The organism is Mesorhizobium sp. P2_F7, from assembly GCF_056403695.1.
The window spans coordinates 746,695-767,166 of the sequence record NZ_JBFUFA010000004.1; the positions used below are offsets into that span (position 1 = coordinate 746,695).

General features: G+C 56.8%; 13 protein-coding genes and 1 pseudogene. 6 read left to right on the plus strand and 8 right to left on the minus strand.

Annotated elements, in window-relative coordinates:
• Positions 1–5: 5 nt before the first annotated feature.
• The gene (locus AC1DZ8_RS17775; protein WP_477307044.1) at positions 6–1,067 is read right to left on the minus strand and encodes a glycosyltransferase family 4 protein; all 1,062 of its coding nucleotides are present in this window, start codon (positions 1,065–1,067) and stop codon (positions 6–8) included.
• Positions 1,068–1,259: 192 nt separating this feature from the next.
• Here AC1DZ8_RS17775 and AC1DZ8_RS17780 point away from each other — a divergent pair, with 192 nt between their 5' ends.
• The gene (locus AC1DZ8_RS17780) at positions 1,260–1,562 is read left to right on the plus strand and encodes a DUF982 domain-containing protein (RefSeq protein ID WP_477307046.1); all 303 of its coding nucleotides are present in this window, start codon (positions 1,260–1,262) and stop codon (positions 1,560–1,562) included.
• A 182-nt stretch (positions 1,563–1,744) separates the two neighbouring features.
• Positions 1,745–1,906 (plus strand): hypothetical protein, encoded by a 162-nt coding sequence (locus AC1DZ8_RS17785; protein WP_477307048.1) that lies wholly within the window; start codon positions 1,745–1,747, stop codon positions 1,904–1,906.
• A gap of 31 nt (positions 1,907–1,937) precedes the next feature.
• Here the strand turns inward: AC1DZ8_RS17785 and AC1DZ8_RS17790 are convergent, their stop codons facing one another.
• The 7 genes and pseudogenes from AC1DZ8_RS17790 to AC1DZ8_RS17820 all read right to left on the minus strand — a co-directional run bounded on the left by AC1DZ8_RS17790 (position 1,938) and on the right by AC1DZ8_RS17820 (position 11,203).
• Positions 1,938–2,267 carry a substrate-binding domain-containing protein gene (locus AC1DZ8_RS17790; RefSeq protein WP_477307050.1) on the minus strand — a complete coding sequence of 110 codons (330 nt, stop codon included), beginning with the start codon at positions 2,265–2,267 and terminating at the stop codon, positions 1,938–1,940.
• Between the two features lie 47 nt (positions 2,268–2,314).
• A pseudogene (locus tag AC1DZ8_RS17795) lies at positions 2,315–2,983 on the minus strand (LacI family DNA-binding transcriptional regulator); the annotation flags it as partial.
• 103 nt (positions 2,984–3,086) lie between these two features.
• Positions 3,087–4,277, minus strand: a complete 1,191-nt coding sequence (locus tag AC1DZ8_RS17800) for a hypothetical protein (protein ID WP_477401306.1) — start codon at positions 4,275–4,277, stop codon at positions 3,087–3,089.
• Between the two features lie 991 nt (positions 4,278–5,268).
• Positions 5,269–7,488 carry a UvrD-helicase domain-containing protein gene (locus AC1DZ8_RS17805; protein WP_477307054.1) on the minus strand — a complete coding sequence of 740 codons (2,220 nt, stop codon included), beginning with the start codon at positions 7,486–7,488 and terminating at the stop codon, positions 5,269–5,271.
• Positions 7,485–8,339 (minus strand): hypothetical protein, encoded by an 855-nt coding sequence (locus AC1DZ8_RS17810; protein ID WP_477307055.1) that lies wholly within the window; start codon positions 8,337–8,339, stop codon positions 7,485–7,487. Before AC1DZ8_RS17810 ends, AC1DZ8_RS17805 begins: the two co-directional genes overlap by 4 nt.
• An 872-nt stretch (positions 8,340–9,211) precedes the next feature.
• Complete coding sequence (locus AC1DZ8_RS17815) at positions 9,212–9,670, minus strand: Ros/MucR family transcriptional regulator (protein WP_477401308.1); 459 nt, start codon at positions 9,668–9,670, stop codon at positions 9,212–9,214.
• Between the two features lie 141 nt (positions 9,671–9,811).
• Positions 9,812–11,203 (minus strand): hypothetical protein, encoded by a 1,392-nt coding sequence (locus AC1DZ8_RS17820; protein ID WP_477307059.1) that lies wholly within the window; start codon positions 11,201–11,203, stop codon positions 9,812–9,814.
• A gap of 327 nt (positions 11,204–11,530) precedes the next feature.
• On the opposite strand from AC1DZ8_RS17820, the gene AC1DZ8_RS17825 reads away from it, so the two are divergent.
• The 4 genes from AC1DZ8_RS17825 to AC1DZ8_RS17840 all read left to right on the plus strand — a co-directional run bounded on the left by AC1DZ8_RS17825 (position 11,531) and on the right by AC1DZ8_RS17840 (position 20,459).
• A complete protein-coding gene (locus AC1DZ8_RS17825; RefSeq protein WP_477307061.1) occupies positions 11,531–11,977 on the plus strand; it encodes an nSTAND1 domain-containing NTPase in 447 nt (148 codons plus the stop codon).
• 599 nt (positions 11,978–12,576) lie between these two features.
• Positions 12,577–12,801 (plus strand): toll/interleukin-1 receptor domain-containing protein, encoded by a 225-nt coding sequence (locus AC1DZ8_RS17830; RefSeq protein WP_477307063.1) that lies wholly within the window; start codon positions 12,577–12,579, stop codon positions 12,799–12,801.
• Positions 12,761–13,396, plus strand: coding sequence for a TIR domain-containing protein (locus AC1DZ8_RS17835; protein WP_477307120.1), 636 nt, complete (start codon positions 12,761–12,763; stop codon positions 13,394–13,396). The genes AC1DZ8_RS17830 and AC1DZ8_RS17835 overlap by 41 nt, the downstream gene beginning before the upstream one ends.
• A 172-nt stretch (positions 13,397–13,568) precedes the next feature.
• Positions 13,569–20,459 carry a tetratricopeptide repeat protein gene (locus tag AC1DZ8_RS17840; protein ID WP_477401311.1) on the plus strand — a complete coding sequence of 2,297 codons (6,891 nt, stop codon included), beginning with the start codon at positions 13,569–13,571 and terminating at the stop codon, positions 20,457–20,459.
• The last annotated feature ends 13 nt before the right edge of the window (positions 20,460–20,472 follow it).

The following is a 20,472-nucleotide window of genomic DNA, read 5'->3' on the forward strand; positions in this document are numbered from 1 at the left end:
GTCGCTCAAGACGCTTTCGCTTCAGCTGGAATGCCGATCAGGCGCGCATAGGCAGAGAGATAGTCGCGGGCCATCCTGTTGGCGGAGAACCGCTTTTCGAAGACGGCTCGCACCTTTCGACGGTCGAGCTGCAGCAAGGCCGGCACCGCGGCAACGGCGGCGTCACGCGAATCGACGATAAAGCCGGTAACGCCATGGTCGACGATTTCCGGCAGCGCGCCGCAGTTCCAGCCGATGGTTGGCGTGCCGCAGGCCATCGCCTCGATCGCGGCAAGGCCGAACGGCTCCGGCCAATCGATCGGAAACAGGAGCCCGGCGGCATTGCCGAGGAATTCAGCCTTCTCGTCCTCGGCGATCTCGCCAACATAGTCGATGCGGTCGCCGTCGATCAGCGGTTCGATCGTCTCGTGGAAATAGGCCCGGTCGTCATCGCCGATCTTGGCCGCCAGCTTGAGCTTCATGCCCGAGCGCAAGGCGATATCGATGGCGCGGTCCGGCCGCTTGTCGCGCGACAGCCGGCCGAGAAAGGCAAGATATGGTTCGTCCACCGCCGACTGGAAGGTCGGCTGGTAGAGGCCAATCGGCAGCCCGTGATGGATGGTGGCTAGCCAATTGGCTTTGGCGAGCCCGGTTCTCTGGCTGCGCGAGATCGAGATCAGGGGAAAGCGTGGAAAGTGCTCATAGGCCGGCGCCAAATCGACATAGTCCAGCCGGCCGTGCGGCGTCGTCACCGTCTTGTCCGGCATCTGCTCGAAGAACGAAAAATGCAGAAAATGGCTGAGGTGAAAATGAATGATATCAAACTCATCGGCACGATTCCTCACATCGGCAAGCATCGCAAGATGCGCTGCTGTCTCTGACTTCAGCGGGCGTGGATCGAGGCGCAGCGCGCGTTCGCGTCCGGGTATCAGTCTGGCCGAGGTGTGGCTGTCGCCGCTGGCAAACAGCGTCACCTCATGGCCGAGATCGACCAGACCTTCGGTGAGGTAGGAAACGATCCGCTCGGTGCCGCCATAGAGCCTGGGCGGCACGGATTCGTGCAAGGGGGCGACGTGGGCTATGCGCATGATTGGACTGTCCCTCAAAAGGCGAACACGGGAGCGAAATGCGTCAGCGGGCGTAACGTTCCGGATAAAAGCCAGCCGCCGACAATCCCAAGCCAACCCGCGCGAATTTTTTTGCAAGAAGCGGGAACCAACTCGCTGTTCGCGAATTCTATAAGGTTGGTTCGCACTGCGGCCGACCAGGGAGAGAACAAAATGGACCGCTTGCATTTCTTTACGCCGGTGCGCATTGCGCGCGGGCAGGGACATCCCATAGAGGAAGTCGATAGCGTTGCCGAAGCGATGGTCTTTCTGCAAAAATGGCCGTTGGGACGGCGTGGACCGGTCTATCAATGCGCCGTAAATTGCTGCTCCGCGGCCCTGTCGGGCCGCATGTCGGCCGAGGAGGCAAGGAAGGCGTTTACGGGGTTTGCCCGCATCACCCGCCTACTCGACGACGATATGGCGCTGCCGATGGGCGGCGAAAGCTTGGCCGAAGTCTACGAGTTGAGGCGCTAGGGCCTGGCCCAGCCATTTTGTGATTGAACGCCTGTGCCGTTATGGCCCGGGCCGCCCTTTTTTTTGCACCAGCGTATTCCCGGCCGGCCCTTCACCTCACGGGCTACACTGTGCTTTCATGCTGTGCGTGACCGGTGGTTGATCACCAATCCACGGACGGTCCGCACGTGGAGGGGCAGACATTGCCGAGACTGATCCTGGGAACACTCGGCGCTATCGTCATCGCCCTCATCTGGGCGGTCCTCGCCAGTTTGATGGGCGCGCCTTCGATCGTGATCACGGTCGGTGCGGTCGCCATAGGAGCCGGCGTCTACACATACGTCGACAGACGCTCGAACAATTGAGCCGTCTATCGGACGGCTATCCGCAGACGCTTCACGAGGGCTTTTTTCGCACCGGGCCAACAGTGGCGCGTTCGACCAGGCGCACGCCGATGTTGACGCGCACAATGTTTGCGCCCGGATCCGCGATGCGTTTCATCAGCATCTGTATGCCGGCGCGGCCCAGTTCGAGACGGTCGATGCGGATGGTCGTCAGGGGCGGGCGGCTGTGAAGGGCAACGGCGATGTCGTCGAGACCGATGACGGAAAAATCATCGGGAACCGTGAAGCCACTGCTTTGCAGCGCCTGCATGACGCCCAGCGCGACGATGTCGGTGCTGCAGAAAAAGGCCGTTGCATCGGCCAGGCTGCCGTCCTGCAGCACTTGGCGGACGACCTGCTGCGTTTGTGATTCCTGGACGCCGAATTGGATAGGTCCAGGACATGGCGCTGCGGATCGAACCGGATGCCGGCTTCCTCGAGCGCAACCCTGAAACCCTCAAGCCGTCGGCGCAAGGACAGGCGATGCGGCAGTGCGACATGAACGATTTCGCGGTGCCCGGCGCTCAACAGGCGCTGCGTGGCGAGCCAACCCGCCGACCAGTTGTCGGGCAGGACACTGTTCAGGCGCATCGTGCGGTCCATGCCGTTGATGAGAACGGCCGGCAGCTTGCTGGCGATGATCCGTTCCAGCGCCTCCGGCTGGTCAAGGCCGATCGCGACGACCGCTCCGGTCTTGCCGGCTTGCAGCAGCTCGTCCACCTCGGCCACCACCGAATCGAGGGAAATCAGGCGCACGTCGATTTTGAGCGAATGGGCGGCCGCCTCGTCCAGGGCGCCGCGGATGACGTCCTCGTAGAACTGCGACCGTGAATAGAATTCCGCCGGCATCAGCATGGCGACGCTATCGACACCTGCCTTATGCAGCGACCGCGCCGTCTTGCCCTGGTAGCCGTAACGCTCGGCGATATCGAGAATCTTGCGCCGGCTCTCCTCGCCGACGCCGCTCCTGTTGTTGAGAACCTTCGAAACGGAAGCCACCGAAACGCCAGCCGCATCGGCAATATCGCGAAGGGTGGGGGCGTTGGCTTCGTCGTCCATCAGGAATGGTGCTTCCGATGCTGCGTTTGCTGAATTCCTGATCGTCGTGCCGGCAGGTTACTGCGCATTGCCGTTGATTCTCTAACAAAAGAACTCGGATTCTCTACCAAAAGAACTGGGTATGCCCAAGCGAACGCATCAAAGCTTCCATGAAATAGTAGTCGCCGTAGGGAAGCATATTGTCCGAAAAGCCGGCAGTGACATGTGCGGCACCATGCGCGAGCAGGCCCTGCGCTTCCGGATCTTCGGTGAGATCGCAACTGTCGAGCAGTCCGCCAAGCAAGCGCGCCCCGAAAGCACGCCAGCGCGCGGCCTCGTCCGGCTCGCACTGATGGGCAAGCATATAGACGCCGGCAGCCATGATCGCGCCGGCGGAACTGTCGCGCGGCGCGTTGGCCGGATCGGGCACTGAGTAGTCCCAGGCCGGGACGCCGTCGGTTTCCATCAACGCCTCGGCCTTGGCGGCAAGGCGGCGGGCTGCATCCAGATAGAGCGGGTTGCCGGTGGTGGCGGCGCACTGCGCAAAGCCATGGATCAGCCAGGCCTGACCGCGCGACCAGCAGGAACCGTCGGCATAGCCCTGATGGGTCTCGCCACGCAGCGGCTTGCCGCTGGCCGGATCGAAAACGAAGGTGTGGAAGCTGGTGTCGTCGGCGCGCACCACATGTTTCAACGTGGTTGCGGCATGTCCCTCGGCGACATCGTGAAAGTCCATGCGCCCGGTCTCGCCATGCGCCCAGTGAAGCAGGGCGAGGTTTTGCATCGTGTCGGCAATGATGCGGCCATTGGCAAATTCGGCTCGCGTCCCGCCGTGAATTGAACGCGCGTTCCAGGCCTGGATGTAACGACCTTCCGGTCGATATCTGCCCAGCAAGGCCGTCGCGGCCTCGATCGCCATTCGATGCGCGTCCCGATCGCCGGTCATCAGCCAATCGGAGACGCAACCCAGCGAGAACTGAAAGCCCAGATCGTGATCCTGCGCGTTGTGGTTGGCCAGAATGCCCCGGAACACAGGGCGGCGGGCACGGGCTGCGTTCAGGAAAATCGGGTCGCCCGTCAGTTGCAGCGCCAGCCACAATTGTCCTGCCTGAAAACTGATCACCCAATCATAAGGGCCGCAATAGCTCCATGTGTTGTCGGCAAGGCCGATCTTGGGATTGCGCAGGCCGATGACGGACATTGTGGCGCGCAGCCGCTCGATGCAACGGGCCAGCGCCTGCTGGCGCCGGTCGCGCTGGGGGTCCGGATCGGTAACCTCAACGGCCTGGAAATAGCTGCTTCGCTCGACGCCCATTTTGCTGACCTTGTTCGATTGCAGGCCATTTCGCACGTTGACGAAATTTCCGTAAAGAGAAAAACTTTCTTTTGAAGGCAAAAGTTTCGAATCCTAGTTTGCCCAGCATCGGAGGTGTCCGGCTTGGAAAATCGCCGTTCATGAGCCGCAGGGAGAGGGATGGCATGTCGGCAGTCGCCGCATTCCAAGCAAAAACCCCGCGCCCGCTCCGGCCTGCGGCAGCAGCTGGCCGGCTATGGTTTCCTCGCGCGACAGGGTGGTCTGAGCCTGCGGCGTTGCGGGTAGGAAAATGCTGCGAAATCGCCTATGTGAGCGGCAAGTCGAACCTTTTGCAGCGCTAGAAGTCACCAGGAATGCAAGATAACAACTATAAAAGCGTCCGGATTTCGGTCGCCCCGATGATGGATTGGACTGATAAATACGTAATATCAACTAGTTGTGGGAGACTGTGTGCAAAAATAGCACACGAAAGTTCTGCTTCTCTTCTTTTGTCGTTCCCACGACTTAGCCGCCAACAGCCCTTTCAGGCTCTCTTCCGCCGACAATATTGACCGGGGCAATGCGGATGTTCGCCAGGATATCCTGGAACCTCATTGCCGCAGCGCCTAGTTTGCCTGTATGCTCTGAAGCTTTCCGCACGTTCTAGTCAACCGTCCGAGTAAGGCACCCACTAGGACGCCCCTCCTGCGCTATCTGTTGAACTCCACAGCCGGGGCAACTCAGCCTTCCCACGCCAAGCTGCAAGACTTGGCTATGTTGGACCGCGGCATGTGTTCTGGGGACTGGGCCACTCACGCTGCTGACGACCGCTGCCACTGTAGCGTTGTCTGGCGACACGGGTCGGCAAATACCCTATGCGCCTACTATCGCTTGTCGCCTAAAGCGACGGCGCAACAAGCCTGGAGGGGTCCTTTTCGTCCGCGGACGTCCTCGGGCTAATCAGCTAGGACATTCCAGGATAAAATGGCGGGCTCCATCCTATGACGACCTGTCAAAACGCATCCTTTTGCAGGCTGCCGCTGGTGATTGGACCCCGCAGGATTTGACTGAGGCCGCCCCGTTCGACCGAAGACGCGATGAACAGGCGCCTCGCAGCTCGGCTCGCTCCTAGATACGCGCGAGAGACGTAGCGTCGACGTGCGCCCTGACTTAAATACTCGCCTGTAAGATCAACATCATCTACGTGTATAAGGATGACTGTGTCGAATTGAAGTCCCGCTACGTACTCGGGCATGCTGAATACGCATCGGCTTTTTGCATAGCGAAGTTCCCTAAGGTCCTCTCTAGAAGTAACTGCCACCATTTTGTCTTTTGTTCTACCTGCATTTCGGTAGGTGTCAAATAGCTCCTCATTCATGCATAGGACAGCAACCTGACTGCCTCCGCCATCCAATGTGCGGGCGATGCTGCCCGCCTTGTTCAGTGCTTCGTCAATCAGCTTTATATTGGTATCGAATTCGGCGATTACGGGGCGGTCGCCATCAGTTGTGCTAGAAGTTGCTCCATATGTTACGAATTCTCCTTCGAGGTCGATGGCTGGGAAAGAAGCATCGAGATCACTTAGAAAAGACGCTATCTGTGGGGTGGAACGATAGACCTGCTTCAGGTCGACGGGAACCGATTCTCCGACTCCCGGATTTCTGAAGCGATCCAAACCTCCACCTAGGGCAGCGTCGTTTGTACTCTGCTTGAGGTCATATGCCATTATTAGCGGCCAACGACCGATATGTTCGGCCCTGGTGGCAAAAAGGTTTTGCAATATCATTGCCTCTACTCTGGTAAAGTAGTGATACTCGTCTACAAAAATCAGATCGAAGCCGGTAATGTCACGCAACTGGTTCCACTCGTGAGTTGTCAAATACCTGCCAAAATCTGCAATCATCTGATCCATGCTCAATAATCGCTCGTTGCGAAGCCGCACCTGATATGATTCATGTATCTCCAAGACAACTTTACGATCCTCGGGTGAGGGGAGTGACATCTGCCAAGCCTCCCGATTACCGTTGATGTATTTTTCTGAGGCAGAGGTTCCCTTGCGAATATTCTCCGCATCGAGCGAGCAAGCGAACTCATTCATCAGTTCTTCGACAAGCGTGGGGCGCATTTCTCGGCTCGCGATGCGTGATGCCATCACGGCAGAATCCCTTAGAATGCCAAGGGCGGTTCGTGGACTGCGCTTCACCTCCTCAACGGCATCTTGGATCAAAAGGCGCTGCAATTCTCTCCCATCTCGTCCGTCGAGCGACAGCGGCTTTAAGCCCTTTCTTTCATAGTTGAGCTGTTCCTGGGCGAGTTCATACAGCGTCCCAATCCATAACTTGGGCCGCCCCGCCCGGGTCTTGAGGCGAGTCCATTTCTCGGACGGGTCGAGCGCAAAAAACATGCCGCGTACGACTTCATGCGCTAGCGCGGCACTATGTGTGAGGAAGGCGAACGTTTTGTCCCCGCCTGCGTCAGCATCGGCGTAGAGATCCTTAAGGCATTTTACTGCCATCGCCTGGGTCTTGCCAGTTCCGGCTGCTCCACGCAACCTTATCGGCCGGTCATGTGGTTGGTCGACAAACCGAATTTGCTCGGCGCTCAGCTTGCGCTCGTACCAGTCTTGCAGCGTTCCAGTGCCGGCGAGATCAACCCCCAGTGGCGTACTCAGCAAAATACCGAAGTTGCCTACAGCTTCTGGCTGTGGGGCTTCTTTCAGCAGAGCATCCAAAAGACCTTCAATCGAAGCTTTGAAGCCGGCGAGATCGATGGGAACTGTATCCAGCGCTTGTGGCGCATCCGTCACGCCAAAAGCGAACAGATTAGGCGTGCTATCTGGAGCCTGATCGAAGTAAATTCTGTGCGGCATCTTGCGGCTGGATGGCTCAGCATACACAGAAAGGAGTGAGCCATCATGGTAGGGCTGCCAAGAAACGGGCAGCGTGATGTTTCTGTCGAATTGCCTTAAGGCCACACGCATGACGCGCTCGAACGCAGATCGAGGCTTTGAAACTTTCGAAAATATGCCGTCCTTTCCTGCCTTGATGACCAGCAGTCCTGACTCAAGGGAGGCGTGCTCCGACAAAATGTAGGTGAACTTCGAAATCTGCACGCGTCGCAGACCATTCGCGTTTCTCGGTATATTAAAATCAGAGAACCAAGAACCATCTATCAGTGCTGCGTCAAGGGCACCTAAGGCGTCTTCATCGATAATAACAAATTCGGCGCTCATGCTTTTTCCCTATCTTCATTATGCACTAACTCCACGAGCAATGCGGTTGCTGCGTCACACGCATCGTCAAATTTCTTCGGCATGCCAATGCGAGAGAAGAGAAATGCCAGCTTCTGAGCGACTGAGAAACGCAAGCCGTCAGTAAATCGCCCTATTCGGTGAAATGCTTCTGGTTTTCCGTTGATGCGTGCTTCCGTCTCTGATCTGAAGAGCTCCTCAGCACGGATCATTGAAATGGCGCGTAGCAGAATGACGAACCCGTATCCGTCGGTTTCTGGCAGCTCAGGAACAAGTACGAAATCAGGGAATCCTCGGTCGGGATCAAAGGCTTCCTTCATAGCCGACTGCTGAGTCTTCTGGTCGCGGCCGAGCAAGGTCCAGGCCTGCTTTAGGTCTCTTATACGTGAACCTGAGCTGTCCAACCCGAGCGCTATTCGAATGCAGGCCAATTGAGATCGAAGTTTAATATCTGCTTTGCCGCCAATGGCTTTGAGGATGGCATCCGCATCTGCTTCCTCCAACCAAGCGCGAAGTGCGCCATCGTCCAGAAGAGACAACCCCAGCCCGGAACGGTTGATTTTGCTGTTTAGACTCTCGCTGGCGGTCTTGAGGTGTTTGTCAGCTATACGTCTAAATTGCTCCGGCGCCCAAAACTCTTCGAGATATTGGGCCGCTGGAACGACTTCCAGCCACGTAAAGCGATCGCCTGTTTTCTTCTGGGCAATATCGCAGTCAGCTGTGATGATAAAACCATACGATGCGGAGATACGATCAGCCGAATTAAAACGTCGGATCACGTCACCTTGCCGAATGTCCTCCCCATCCTCGACAAACAATATGTGTCCACTCATTTTAACCCCAGCTTGTTGAAATTCATCATTGTCCCAAACAAATAAACTTCAGGAACCAGGAGCGCGTTGGAAACGCCGCCCGTTTTGCCAGCCCTTGCGAAGAATACCGCGGCAAAGCTTATATACTTTGCCCGTTTGCTCCGCCGCTCTCTGGGTAACTTGGAAGAACGGCTATACCGCATCACCGATGCGATGCAACCATTTCCGCGACTCGCTGTATCAATTCACTCGCATAGCGGATAGGCAGCGCCTTCGACAACATCGTTCGATCAACCTGGCTCTTAAGACTTGGATTTTCCAAAAGGCCTGACTTCATAGGTCGTTCGACCTGTAGTCGCCCATGCGAGTACGACAATAGCGGGCGACAAAAATCTCACTTGCGCGAGACGGATCGGAAAATGGCTTAGAAAAGGCGATAGATCTGGCCGACCATACAGTGAGCTATGAGACGAACTCCGATCGAAATGGCCTACTTGATGCGTTAAGCGCCTTCGCTCGCTGCAGGGCGGGCGAAGGTGGCCCCGATTGGCTACCGCGCTGACGAAGTGCCCGGTTGCTCCTGATATGAGGTCGTCGTCGATCATCGCGAAGCGGCCCGATGACAGTATCAGGTGCTGGCGACAGGTGCCTGAGACGTGTTCGCCGGCGGTAGCCCCAGGAAGTGACCAGCTACTAGAGTCACCACGAAACTGGCACTGCCGCAAATTGACTGACCGACAATTGAAGTAATCATCTATTGCCGCCCCGCTAGGAAAAAAGACCGGCGCCCTTGCTGGGAGGTTGCCCGAATGGCGCCGGCCAGACGGTCCTTTTCAGGTCCGCCGCTCTCTAGACATCAGCTGAGTCTTTCCGTGGCGTCAGGTGGTGGCGGACTACGCTTTGGCTTTCCGCTTCGCAGGCGCCTTCTTGGCTGGTGCGACGGGTTCAGCCTTGCGGCCAAGCCCGATAGACTTCGCCAGTTGCGAGCGCTGAGCGGCGTAATTCGGAGCTGTCATAGGGTAGTCGTGTGGCAAGTTCCATTTGGCGCGATAGGCGTCCGGTGTCAGGCCGAAGTCCGTGCTAAGATGCCGCCTCAGGGATTTGAACTTCTTGCCGTCTTCGAGGCAGATAATGAAGTCCGGCGTCACCGACCTCTTCGGGTTGACCGCGGGAGTTTGCGGCTCAACAACAGGCGGGATCGGCGTGCCAAGTCCGGACAGCGAAGCATGAACTAATGCTATCATGTCCGGCAAGCCAGACACCGGCAATGGATTGTTGCTGACATATGCTGAGACAATGTCGGCGGTTAACTCAGCTAGTTCGGCAGCGCGGGCATCGGATTCGCTGGTCATTGGTGGTCCTTTTGTCTGATTTATCCCTCTGTATTGGTTGATGATCAATGACGCAACCGCCCTCCTAAGCCTGGGTCTATCGAACTGCTGTGGAGCCGACGCAGAATTCGAAAGGTCTGATGCACGCATTGGCGCAACAGGCTAAACTGGTTTGCCCGAACCAAGAGTCGTCTCTGCGTCTTTCGCATATGCAGCTGCTGCCATTTTGTAGTACAATTTATTAGCGTCTGATATTTTTCTCAGCGCGTCTGAGACGGCAACATAATTTGGCTCACCCTTATTCGTCATTGCCTCGAATATTAATTTCTTATAGTCGTCCCATTCAGAATCTGACATAACTTTATTCAGATCGAGGTCCGCGCTGTATCGATCATTCTTCTTTTCTTTTTGTAACGTTGTATTGCCTTCGTAGTTCAGAACATCGCTAACGATCTTTGGTGAGTCAATGCCACGAATAATTGACTGTATTTCTATAAGCACTATTTCGCTATAGATATCCCTCAAAAGTTTTCTAAGCTCGATCTGATCTCGATTTTCTCTTGAAAGCAAATTACCAAGTTTTTCATAGTAAATATCGACTAAGCGGCGTCTTACAAACCATGTAAGATTAACCAAGTGAAATAAGGTGGTGCTGGTGCTATTACTGGAGCCTTCAGGGAGCCAATATGTCTCTACGTCCATAGGCGCAGCGGTGAAAAAAAATCTATAGGTATCTGTACCAAGAGTCTGTTCATACCGGCGAAGCGACAATCGATATATGAGAAGAGAATTGGGCATCTGAAGATAGCAACCTTTAGGTGCATCTCTAGAGATAGCTTGGGCTATCATCGAAGCAAACTGAAACTCATACAATTCTCTGTTGGCCCAGCTTTCGACCAACTGCCCCCAGACCCATGCGCCGGTGTCCGCGTTCTTTCCAAATAGCGCATGCCAGCCTTGGCTTCCATTTATCAATGTGTTTTCCGGAAGTTCACCTCGATTGAGCAACTCTTTGAATGTATCAAGTGATTTCAGCTCAATGACGAAATTAGGCACGAGGTCAAAATTAACGATCTGAGGCTGAGTATTTTCGAAGATACGGAGAAGATCGGCCGCCAAGCTATCAATATCACTCACCGGTAAATTAGTCTTGACGCTCCATGGGGGGTTGAGGTAGAAACCTTTCAGCATCTCCGCGATGCCTTCTTTGGTTACTGCGACTGCGTTCAGATCATTAAGAGGGTCCGGGATTTTTTTGCTTGCGGCGTGCAAAACGATAAGTTGAGAACGTGTGTCGGCTCTTAATTTTGCCTTGAACAAACCGCACTCTAGAATGGAGAACGACCAATCGTAAGTATCGGATGTATAGAACAAAATGAACACATCTGATGTCTTGATAGCTTCTTCAATTTTTTCGCGAAAATCGGCGCCTTTTTCAAACTTTCCTGCATGCAAAATCTCGATTGCTGGACCGGCATATAAGGCCAGTCTGTCTCCGAAATTTGTAACTGCCGCGGTGTCAACAGGCATCTTGTGACTGATGAAGATACGCATTTTCAGCCTCCCTGATTCAGGCCATCATCCGCTTCACAAATCTGAGCTTTTGAAGTAAGCAAACAGCGACCACTCTGTCCAATATTCTGCGCTTTGTTCCTTATATGCAAGCCATACAACAAGAAGGTTTGTGGCACATATTCTTTGCGATTGGCTGCGCGGTGCTTGGGCCGCAAACCGATCTTGCCGAAATTGAGAAGAAATATGGACTGGAGGGGCTGAAGCCGAGAGCGAGCGCCTCGCCGACATAATCGCGCAGCGCGCAGCGGACGATTCTGCGAAAGAAGCCGGAACTCTACCGCTCCTCTCCTACAGGCTCGACGACATGTGGAGGGAGATGCTGAACGCCGGAAAAGGCGTATTGCACCTTCCGGTGCAGTCCGTCGATCTCGACCGCGTTCTGGTCGAACGAGCCACCGGTTTCTCGCCGAGCGGCCGGGCGCCGAGGAAGCACTGAGGCGCACCCTCACCCTCAAGCTCGCGACCGTGCGCGAGGACGGCGAGCCGACCCGCCGCCGCGAAGTTCGCACCGAATTTTTGTACGACGAGTGGCAGCGCGTCACCGAACTCGCCGGCTATCCAAACCGGCTTCTCGTTACGGCGACCACCACCGCGGGCGAGACTTACTCCGAGGTCGCCCACGAGGCCATTTTCAAGCGCTGGGACAAGCTCAAGGGATGGGTTGTCGCTGAGCGCGAGTTCTTGAGTTGGCACAGTCGACCCGCCGTGCGTGGGAGAAGACGCCTGAGAAAGAGAAGAGCGGCGCGCTGCTGATGGGTTTCGCGCTGACAAGGGCCTAGAAGTGGCTCGGCAGGCGGTCCAGCGACATTCCCGCAGCCGACCGTGCGTTCATCGTCACGAGCGGCAAGGCGGCGCAGCTGCGCAAACGCCGGGCGCAGGCGCTGGTCGGCGTCCTCCTTGCGGCGATGGCCTTAGGCTCGGCGGCATGGTGGAAACAGGATAGGCTGAAGGGAGAGTTTTGCGTACTTCTGAACGTGACACCCCGCGCGCCAGCGCAGGAACGCGCTCTGAAGCCAGGCGACCCGATCAAGAGGTGCCGCGTTGCCCGGAAATCGTCGTCATCCAAGCGGGGCGTTATCCGACGGGTTCTCTGGCAGGCCAGGGCGATGACTCTGTGCATCCCCAGCACGAGGTGACGATCGCAAAGTTCGGCGTAGGCTTCACCGCCTAAGCATTATTTGCCGGTAGCCTGCAGAACGCCGCGCGTCGGCCATTCCGGAGCTTCAAGAGCCGCCACTTGATGCTGTCCGCCGCCTAAACTGCGGCCAACCGACGACCTGGTTCATCTAGCCGTCAATCCGTATTCGCGTTATCGTCTGGTCCAGTTTGAATGAATAGGTGAGGGGGTCGTTGTGGTTGAGGAGAGCATCTCGGCACACCAGGCGAAGATTAAGATCTTCATCTCATATTTCCGAAAGGACATCAAATTCGCAGAAAAACTCGGTTACGTATTAAATTCACTTCACTTTGAAGCCTATTTGGACAAGAAGGACATAGCGCCCGGCGAACCTTGGAAGAAACGGCTCGGGGCAACTCATCCTCGCAGCAGACACCGTTGTATTCATTATAAGCCCTGAAGCAGTGGCTTCGGAGACGTGCGGGTGGGAAGTCGCCGAGACAGAGCGGCTAAGCAAGCGCATCGCTCCAGTAGTATTGAAGGCGGCGGACACGAGTAGGGTGCCTTCACGCTTGTCAGAACTAAACTGGATCTTCTTTAATGGGTACCGAACACAGAAGTCGTTTGAAAGGGCCTTCGCGCAGCTCATTTCTTCTCTGGAGACCGACATCGGCTGGATTAGGGAGCATACCCGATACGGTGAGCTGGCGAGCACATGGGAGCAGAATCTAGGATCGGCCCACAACATCCTGAGAGGAGATACTCTCGTTGCCGCCGAGACTTGGCTTGGTTTGCGGCCGAAGGGAGCACCAAGACCGAGTGAACTCCTTGTGGCGTTCATCAAAGAAAGCCGCGTAAAATTCGATCAGGAAGCGAGTGAGAAGCAGGCGAACATTGAACGAACATTGGTCACGCAGACACAGAAGGCGCGGCGCCCGCTCGCGGGCGCGCAATTCGAGGTTTTCGAAGACGAGAGCAATTCCGGATATTTACGTGCGCGAATTTATTTGCGCCCGCATTTCAACTGGAGGGCATGGACATCGGAATGTCGATAATCACGTGCCTGCCTGGGTTCCCAGTAGCGGGACCATCAGCGTAGATCCGAGTGCCCGGGGGAAGGGACCGCGGCGAGAATATTGGATGCCAGCGCCTGCATCCGGTATTTCAGTAGGCCTATACTTGAAGTTCGCGGTGTGCCAAAGTTGAAGGATCGCCGAGGGCAATGGGTTGTCCCGCATCTTCATCAGTCATTCGAGCCGTAACAACGCCGAGGCGCGGGCGATCGGCAACTGGCTGACTTCGAATGGCTGGAACGACTATTTCCTCGATCTTGACCCGGAGCGTGGCATCGTCGCTGGCCAGCGCTGGGAGCGTGCGCTGCACGAGGCGGCCAATCGCTGCCAGGCGGTGCTGTTCTTGATCAGCAAGGCATGGCTTGAATCCGACTGGTGCGAGAAGGAGATGATGCTCGCCCACAAGCTCGACAAGCCGATGTTCGGCGTCATCATCGATGACAGGGTGACAATAGAGGCATTGCCGCCGAAGCTGAAGGCCTACTGGCAGGCAGTGGATCTGACCAAGGGTCGCGACGGCGTGATCATCCCGACTCTGTCGGAAGACAGGACCGAGGAACAACATGTCACTTTCTCGGAAAGTGCGCTGAAGCGGCTGAAGTCAGGCCTCGAGAAGGCGGGGCTTGATGCCGGCTTTTTTCCCTGGCCACCAAAGGAAGAGCCGGACCGGTCGCCCTACCGAGGATTGAAGCCGCTTGAGGGTGTCGATGCCGGCATTTTCTTTGGCCGCGACGGGCTGATTGTGGAAGCGCTCGACCGGCTGCGCGGACTGCGCGAGGCTGCAGCGCCGCGGCTGTTGGTAGTCCTCGGCGCGTCGGGCGCGGGCAAGTCCTCATTCCTGCGGGCAGGCATAATTCCTCGACTGGACCGCGACGATCGGCGTTTCCTCGTGCTGCCTCCAATCCGCGCAGCATTCGGAGCCGTCTACGGTGAAGCCGGGCTTGCCCAAGCCCTCGACACGACCGCGGCAAAGGTCGGCCTGAAGAAGGATCGGGCCGCAATCCGTGCGGCGATTGACGCCGGCGGTAAAGCGCTTTCCGACCTTGTCCAAGAAATCTGTAGCAAGGCCAGGCCCCCAGCATCGCCTGGCGATCCCGACATCGGACCGCCGACACTGGTGATCCCGATCGATCAGGGTGAGGAACTGTTTGCCAGCGACGCATTGCCGGAGACCGTTGTCTTTCTGAAGAGACTAGTCGAACTGCTCCATCTCAGGAAACCAGGTAATGAGAGGAGGGCCGCGAAGGCACCGTTTGCGACAACACTTGGCATCATTACCATCCGCTCCGACGCCTATGAGCGGCTGCAGACGAGCCCAGCGTTCGGGCCAGTTGCGCACACCCCATTCTCGGTCGGACCGATGACCGAAGCGAGCTTCCAGGAGGTGGTCATCGGCCCTGCCGAGGTCCTCAACAGAAACACGAAGCGGAAACTGGTGCTGAAGCAGGACTTCATCGACACTCTGCTGCGCGACGTGCTCAAGGACGGTGGCCCCGACAAGATGCCGCTGCTGGCGTTCGTCATGGAACGAATGTTCTTGGACCATGGTGGCGATGACGTCATCACGCTTGCAGAATATCATCAGAGCGGCGCCATAGGAGGGGCGATCGAAAAGGCGGTGAACGATGCGCTGGCAACGCTCGCCGGCAACCCGGACGTCCCCAAGAACCGCGACGCCGTCCTAGCACTCTTGCGAGCAACGCTTATTCCACAGTTGGCAGTCGTCGATCCGGCAACGCGGGAGCCACAGGGTCGACCTGCCTTTCGTGACGACCTCCCTCCCGAGGGGCTACCGCTCATTGACGCACTCGTCGACAAGCGCCTGCTCACGTCGGATTCAGCGCCAGGTTCAGGACAAACGCGGCTGCAGATCGCGCATGAGGCGCTGCTCAGGCAATGGCGGCCAATGCGCGAATGGTTGCGCGCGGACGGTGAGGCGATTGCCATGTTGCGTCGCGCGGGAGACGCGGCACGTGAATGGGATGCCAAAGGCAGGCTCGGCGACTGGCTGCAGCATTCCGGTACGCTGCTTGATCGGACAAGCGAACAGGCCAAACGCGACGAGTTGAAAAGCCTCGTCAACGGCGAGACAGCCGCCTATCTCGCCGCCTGCAACGCCCGTGACAACGCCGTCGCCGTGGAAAAGGAGGAGGCAACGGCGCGGCAACTTGCCGATGCCAAGACGATTGCGGCAGAGCAGAGGAAAGCTGCCGATGCGGCAAAAGGCCAGATCATAGCTGTGAAGGAAGCAAGCCGACGTACGCGAATAGGCGCGGCTGTCGCAGGCGTTCTTGCCGTCGTCGCGATCATTGGCGGGGCCATCGCGTGGCACGAACAGAGGCGGTCGCAGGTTTTGTTGTCGGCATCGACAACAGTAGCAAACTCGGTAACCCTTGAATTGGCGCAAAAATTTCGAAATGTTAACGGCGTTCCAGTAGCAGTGATAAGAAATATACTCGTTAGCGCAGAGGGATTGCAGGACAAGTTGATAGAAGCCGTTGGCGATGAAGTGGAGGTCCGACGTGCACAAGAAGTCACATTCGTTGAAATTTCTAGAACTTTGTTAGCTCAAGGCGATACAAGAATTGCGTTGGATTATGCAGTGCGCGCGGTCCAAACGGCTCTCAGGTTTAGCAGTGCACGACCGCTCGATCACCCTTGGCAAGCTCAACTGGGAACAGCTTTTCAAGTTAAAGGCGACGTCCAGAAGGTGCAGGGGAACTTGACGGGCGCCCTGGAGAACTATCAGAAGTCCCTTGCCATCCGTGAGAAGCTGGTGGCTCTCGAACCGGACAATGCCGACTGGCAGAGCCGCCTGTCATCGATCTACACCGCCCTAGGTGACGTTCAGACAGCGCAGGGGAACCTGGCGGGTGCTCTGGAGAACTATCGGCGCGGACTAACCATCGATGAAAAGCTATGCGCTGCGGATCCAGGAAACACCGACAGGCTAAGCGATCTTGCCGTTGATTACTCTTCCGTCGGCGACGGCCAGAGGGCGCAGGGGAACCTGGCAGGCGCCCTGGAGAATTATCAGAAGTCCCTTGCCATCCGTGAGAAGCTGGTGGCTCTCGATCCAAACAATGCAGAGTGGCAGAACCGCCTGTCGCTCACCTATGAAAGAATCGGTTTAGTTCAGAAAGCACGCGGAAATCTCGCCAAAGCTTTCGAGAGCTTTTCTAAGAGCCAGGTTATTCGAGCCAAGCTTTTTGCCGCAGATCCCGACAACACCAACTGGGCGAGCAATCTTGACTATAGCTTTAGCCAGATTGGCAAAGTCCAGAATGCGCAGGGGAACCTCGCGGGCGCCCTGGAGAACTATCAGAAGTCCCTTGCCATCCGTGAGAAGCTTGTGGCTCTCGATCCGAACAATGCCGATTGGCAGAGCCGCCTGTCATCGATCTACACCACTCTGGGTAACCTTCAAACAGCGCAGGGAAACCTGGCGGGTGCTTTGGAGAACTATCGGCGCGGACTAGCCATCGATGAAAAGCTAAACGCTGCCGACCAAGGAAACACGGGCAGGCAAAGTAACCTTGCCGCTGACTATTCTTCCGTCGGAGACGTCCAGAAGGCGCAAGGAAACCTGGCGGGCGCGTTGGAGAACTATCGGAAGTCCCTTGCCATCCTTGAGAAGCTGGTGGCTCTCGATCAGAACAATGCTGACTGGCAGAGCCGCCTGTCATCGATCTACGCCGCGCTGGGGAATGTTCAGAATGTGCAGGGGAACCTGACGGGCGCCCTGGAGAACTATCAGAAGGCCCTAGCCATCCGTGAGAAGCTGGTGGCTCTCGAACCGAACAATGCCGACTGGCAGAGCAATCTTTCGTCGATCTACACCACACTGGGTGATGTTCAGACAGCGCAGGGGAATCTGGCGGGCGCTCTGGAGAACTATCGGCGCGGACTAGCCATCGATGAAAAGTTAAGCGCAGCGGACCAAGGAAACACCGACAGGCTAAATGATCTTTCCGCTGACTATTCTGCCGTCGGCGACGTCCAGAAGGCGCAAGGGAACCTGACGGGCGCCCTTGAGAACTATCAGAAGTGCCTTGCCATCCGTGAGAAGCTGGTGGTTCTTGAACCGAACAATGCCGACTGGCAGAGCAACCTTTCGTCGATCTACACCACACTGGGTGATGTTCAGACAGCGCAGGGGAACCTGGCGGGCGCTCTGGAGAACTATCGACGCGGACTAGCCATCGATGAAAAGCTAAGCGCAGAGGACCAAGGAAACACCGACAGGCTAAGTGATCTTGCCGTTGACTTTTCTTCCGTCGGCGACGTCCAGAAGGCACAAGGAAACCTGACGGGCGCGTTGGAGAACTATCGGAAGGCCCTTGCCATCCTTGAGAAGCTTGTGGCTCTCGATCCGAACAATGCTGACTGGCAGAGCCGCCTGTCATCGATTTACACCACACTGGGTGACGTTCAGAATGTGCAGGGGAACCTGACGGGCGCCCTGGAGAACTATCAGAAGGCCCTAGCCATCCGTGAGAAGCTGGTGGCTCTCGAACCGAACAATGCCGACTGGCAGAGCAATCTTTCGTCGATCTACACCACACTGGGTGATGTTCAGACAGCGCAGGGGAATCTGGCGGGCGCTCTGGAAAACTATCGGCGCGGACTAGCCATCGATGAAAAGTTAAGCGCAGCGGACCAAGGAAACACCGACAGGCTAAGCGATCTTTCCGTTGACTATTCTTCCGTCGGAGACGTCCAGAAGGCGCAAGGAAACCTGGCGGGCGCCCTGGAGAACTATCAGAAGTGCCTTGCCATCCTTGAGAAGCTGGTGGCTCTCGATCAGAACAATGCCGACTGGCAGAACCGCCTGTCATCGATCTACACCGCGCTGGGTAATGTTCAAAAGGCGCAGGGGAATCTTGCGCGCGCTCTCGAGAACTATCGGAAGTGCCTTGCCATCCGTGAGAAGCTGGTGGCTCTCGATCCGAACAATGCCGACTGGCAGAGCCGCCTGTCATCGATCTACACCACACTGGGTGACCTTCAAACAGCGCAGGGGAACCTGGCGGGCGCTTTGGAGAACTATCGGCGCGGACTAGCCATCGACGAAAAGTTAAGCGCTGCGGACCAAGGAAACACCGGCATGCTAAATGACCTTGCCGCTGACTATTCTTCCGTCGGAGATGTCCAGAAAGCGCAAGGGAACCTGGCGGGCGCTCTGGAGAGCTATCAGATGGCCCTTGCCATCCGTGAGAAGCTGGTGGCTCTTGATCCGAACAATGCAGACTGGCAGAGCCGCCTGTCATCGATCTACCTCGCGCTGGGTGACGTTCAGAATGGGCAGGGGAACCTGGCAGGCGCCCTGGAGAACTATCAGAAGGCCCTTGCCATCCGTGAGAAGCTGGTGGCTCTCGAACCCAACAATGCCGACTGGCAGAGTCGGCTGTCACTGATCTATGAAAGAATCGGTCTAGCTCAGAGAGCACGCGGAAATCTTGCCAAAGCTTTCGAGAGCTTTTTTAAGAGCCAGGCTATTCGAGCGAAACTTCATGCTGCAGATCCCGACAACACCAACTGGGCGAGCAATCTTGACTATGGCTATAGCCAGATTGGTGACATCCAGAGGGCGCAGGGGAACCTAGCGGGCGCCCTGGAGAACTATCAGAAGTCCCTTGCCATCCGTGAGAAGCTGGTGGCTCTCGATCCGAACAATGCAGAGTGGCAAAACCGCCTGTCATCGATCTACACCGCGCTGGGTAGTGTTCAGAAGGTGCAGGGGAACTTGACGGGCGCTCCGGAGAACTATCAGAAGGCCCTTGCCATCCGTGAGAAGCTGGTGGCTCTCGATCCAAACAATGCAGAGTGGCAGAGCAACCTTTCGTCGATCTACACCACACTGGGTGACCTTCAGACAGCGCAGGGGAACCTGGCGGGCGCTTTGGAGAACTATCGGCGCGGACTTGCCATCGATGAAAAGCTAACGGCTGCGGACCAAGGAAATGCTGGCAGGCTAAGTAATCTTGCCGGTGACTATTCTTCCGTCGGCGACGGGCAGAAAGCGCAAGGGAATCTGGCGGGCGCTCTGGAGAACTATCAGAAGGTCCTTGCCATCCGTGAGAAGCTGGTCGCTCTCGATCCGAACAATGCAGACTGGCAGAACCTCCTGTCGCTCATCTACGAAAGAGTCGGTTTGGGTCAGAAAGCAGTTGGAAATCTTGCCAAAGCTTTCGAGAGCTTTTCTAAGAGCCAGGCTATCCGAGCGAAGCTTTTTGCCGCAGATCCCGACAACACCTATTGGGCGGGCAATCTTGACTATGGCTATAGCCAGATTGGCGACGTCCAGAAGGCGCAGGGGAACCTCGCGGGCGCCCTGGAAAACTATCAGAAGTCCCTTGCCATCCGTGAGAAGCTGGTGGCTCTTGATCCGAACAATGCTGACTGGCAAAGCCGCCTGTCATCGATTTACACCACACTGGGTGACGTTCAGAAGGCGCAGGGGAACTTGATGGGCGCCCTGGAGATCCATCAGAAGGCTCTTGCTATCCGCGAGAAGCTGGTTGCTCTCCAACCGAACAATGCCGACTGGCAGAGCCGCCTGTCGTCGATTTACACCACACTGGGTGACGTTCAGAATGTGCAGGGGAACTTGACGGGCGCCCTGGAGAACCAGCAGAAGGCCTTTGCCATCCGTGAGAAGCTGGCAGCACTCGATCCAAGCAATGCCGACTGGCAGAGTGAACTGTCCACTATCTATTCCCATATCGGCGACGTCCAGAAGGCACAGGGTAACTTGGGGGGCGCCTTGGATAACTATCGGCAAGGGCTCGCCATCGACGACAAGCTAAGCGCTGCCGACACAGCAAACATGATCCGTCTTAGCAGCGTAGGGATCGACTACCGATCTATCGGCGGCGTCCAGAAGGCGCAGGGGGACTTGGCGGGCGCCCTGGAGAGCTATCACAAGGCCCTTGCCATCCGTGAGAAGCTCGTGGCTCTCGATCCCAACAACGCCGACTGGCGCCTCGAGCTTTCGGTAACCTACACCGCTCAGGGTGAGCTGCAGCCAGGGCAAGCAAACTGATCTAATCCAAGGG

Coding starts and splice junctions, on each gene's coding strand:
- AC1DZ8_RS17780 (WP_477307046.1), top strand. CDS start 1,260: ATGGACCGCTTGCATTTCTTTACGCCGGTGCGCATTGCGCGCGGGCAG.
- AC1DZ8_RS17810 (WP_477307055.1), bottom strand. CDS start 8,339: ATGAGTGGACACATATTGTTTGTCGAGGATGGGGAGGACATTCGGCAA.
- AC1DZ8_RS17805 (WP_477307054.1), bottom strand. CDS start 7,488: ATGAGCGCCGAATTTGTTATTATCGATGAAGACGCCTTAGGTGCCCTT.
- AC1DZ8_RS17800 (WP_477401306.1), bottom strand. CDS start 4,277: ATGGGCGTCGAGCGAAGCAGCTATTTCCAGGCCGTTGAGGTTACCGAT.
- AC1DZ8_RS17775 (WP_477307044.1), bottom strand. CDS start 1,067: ATGCGCATAGCCCACGTCGCCCCCTTGCACGAATCCGTGCCGCCCAGG.
- AC1DZ8_RS17820 (WP_477307059.1), bottom strand. CDS start 11,203: ATGCGTATCTTCATCAGTCACAAGATGCCTGTTGACACCGCGGCAGTT.
- AC1DZ8_RS17815 (WP_477401308.1), bottom strand. CDS start 9,670: ATGACCAGCGAATCCGATGCCCGCGCTGCCGAACTAGCTGAGTTAACC.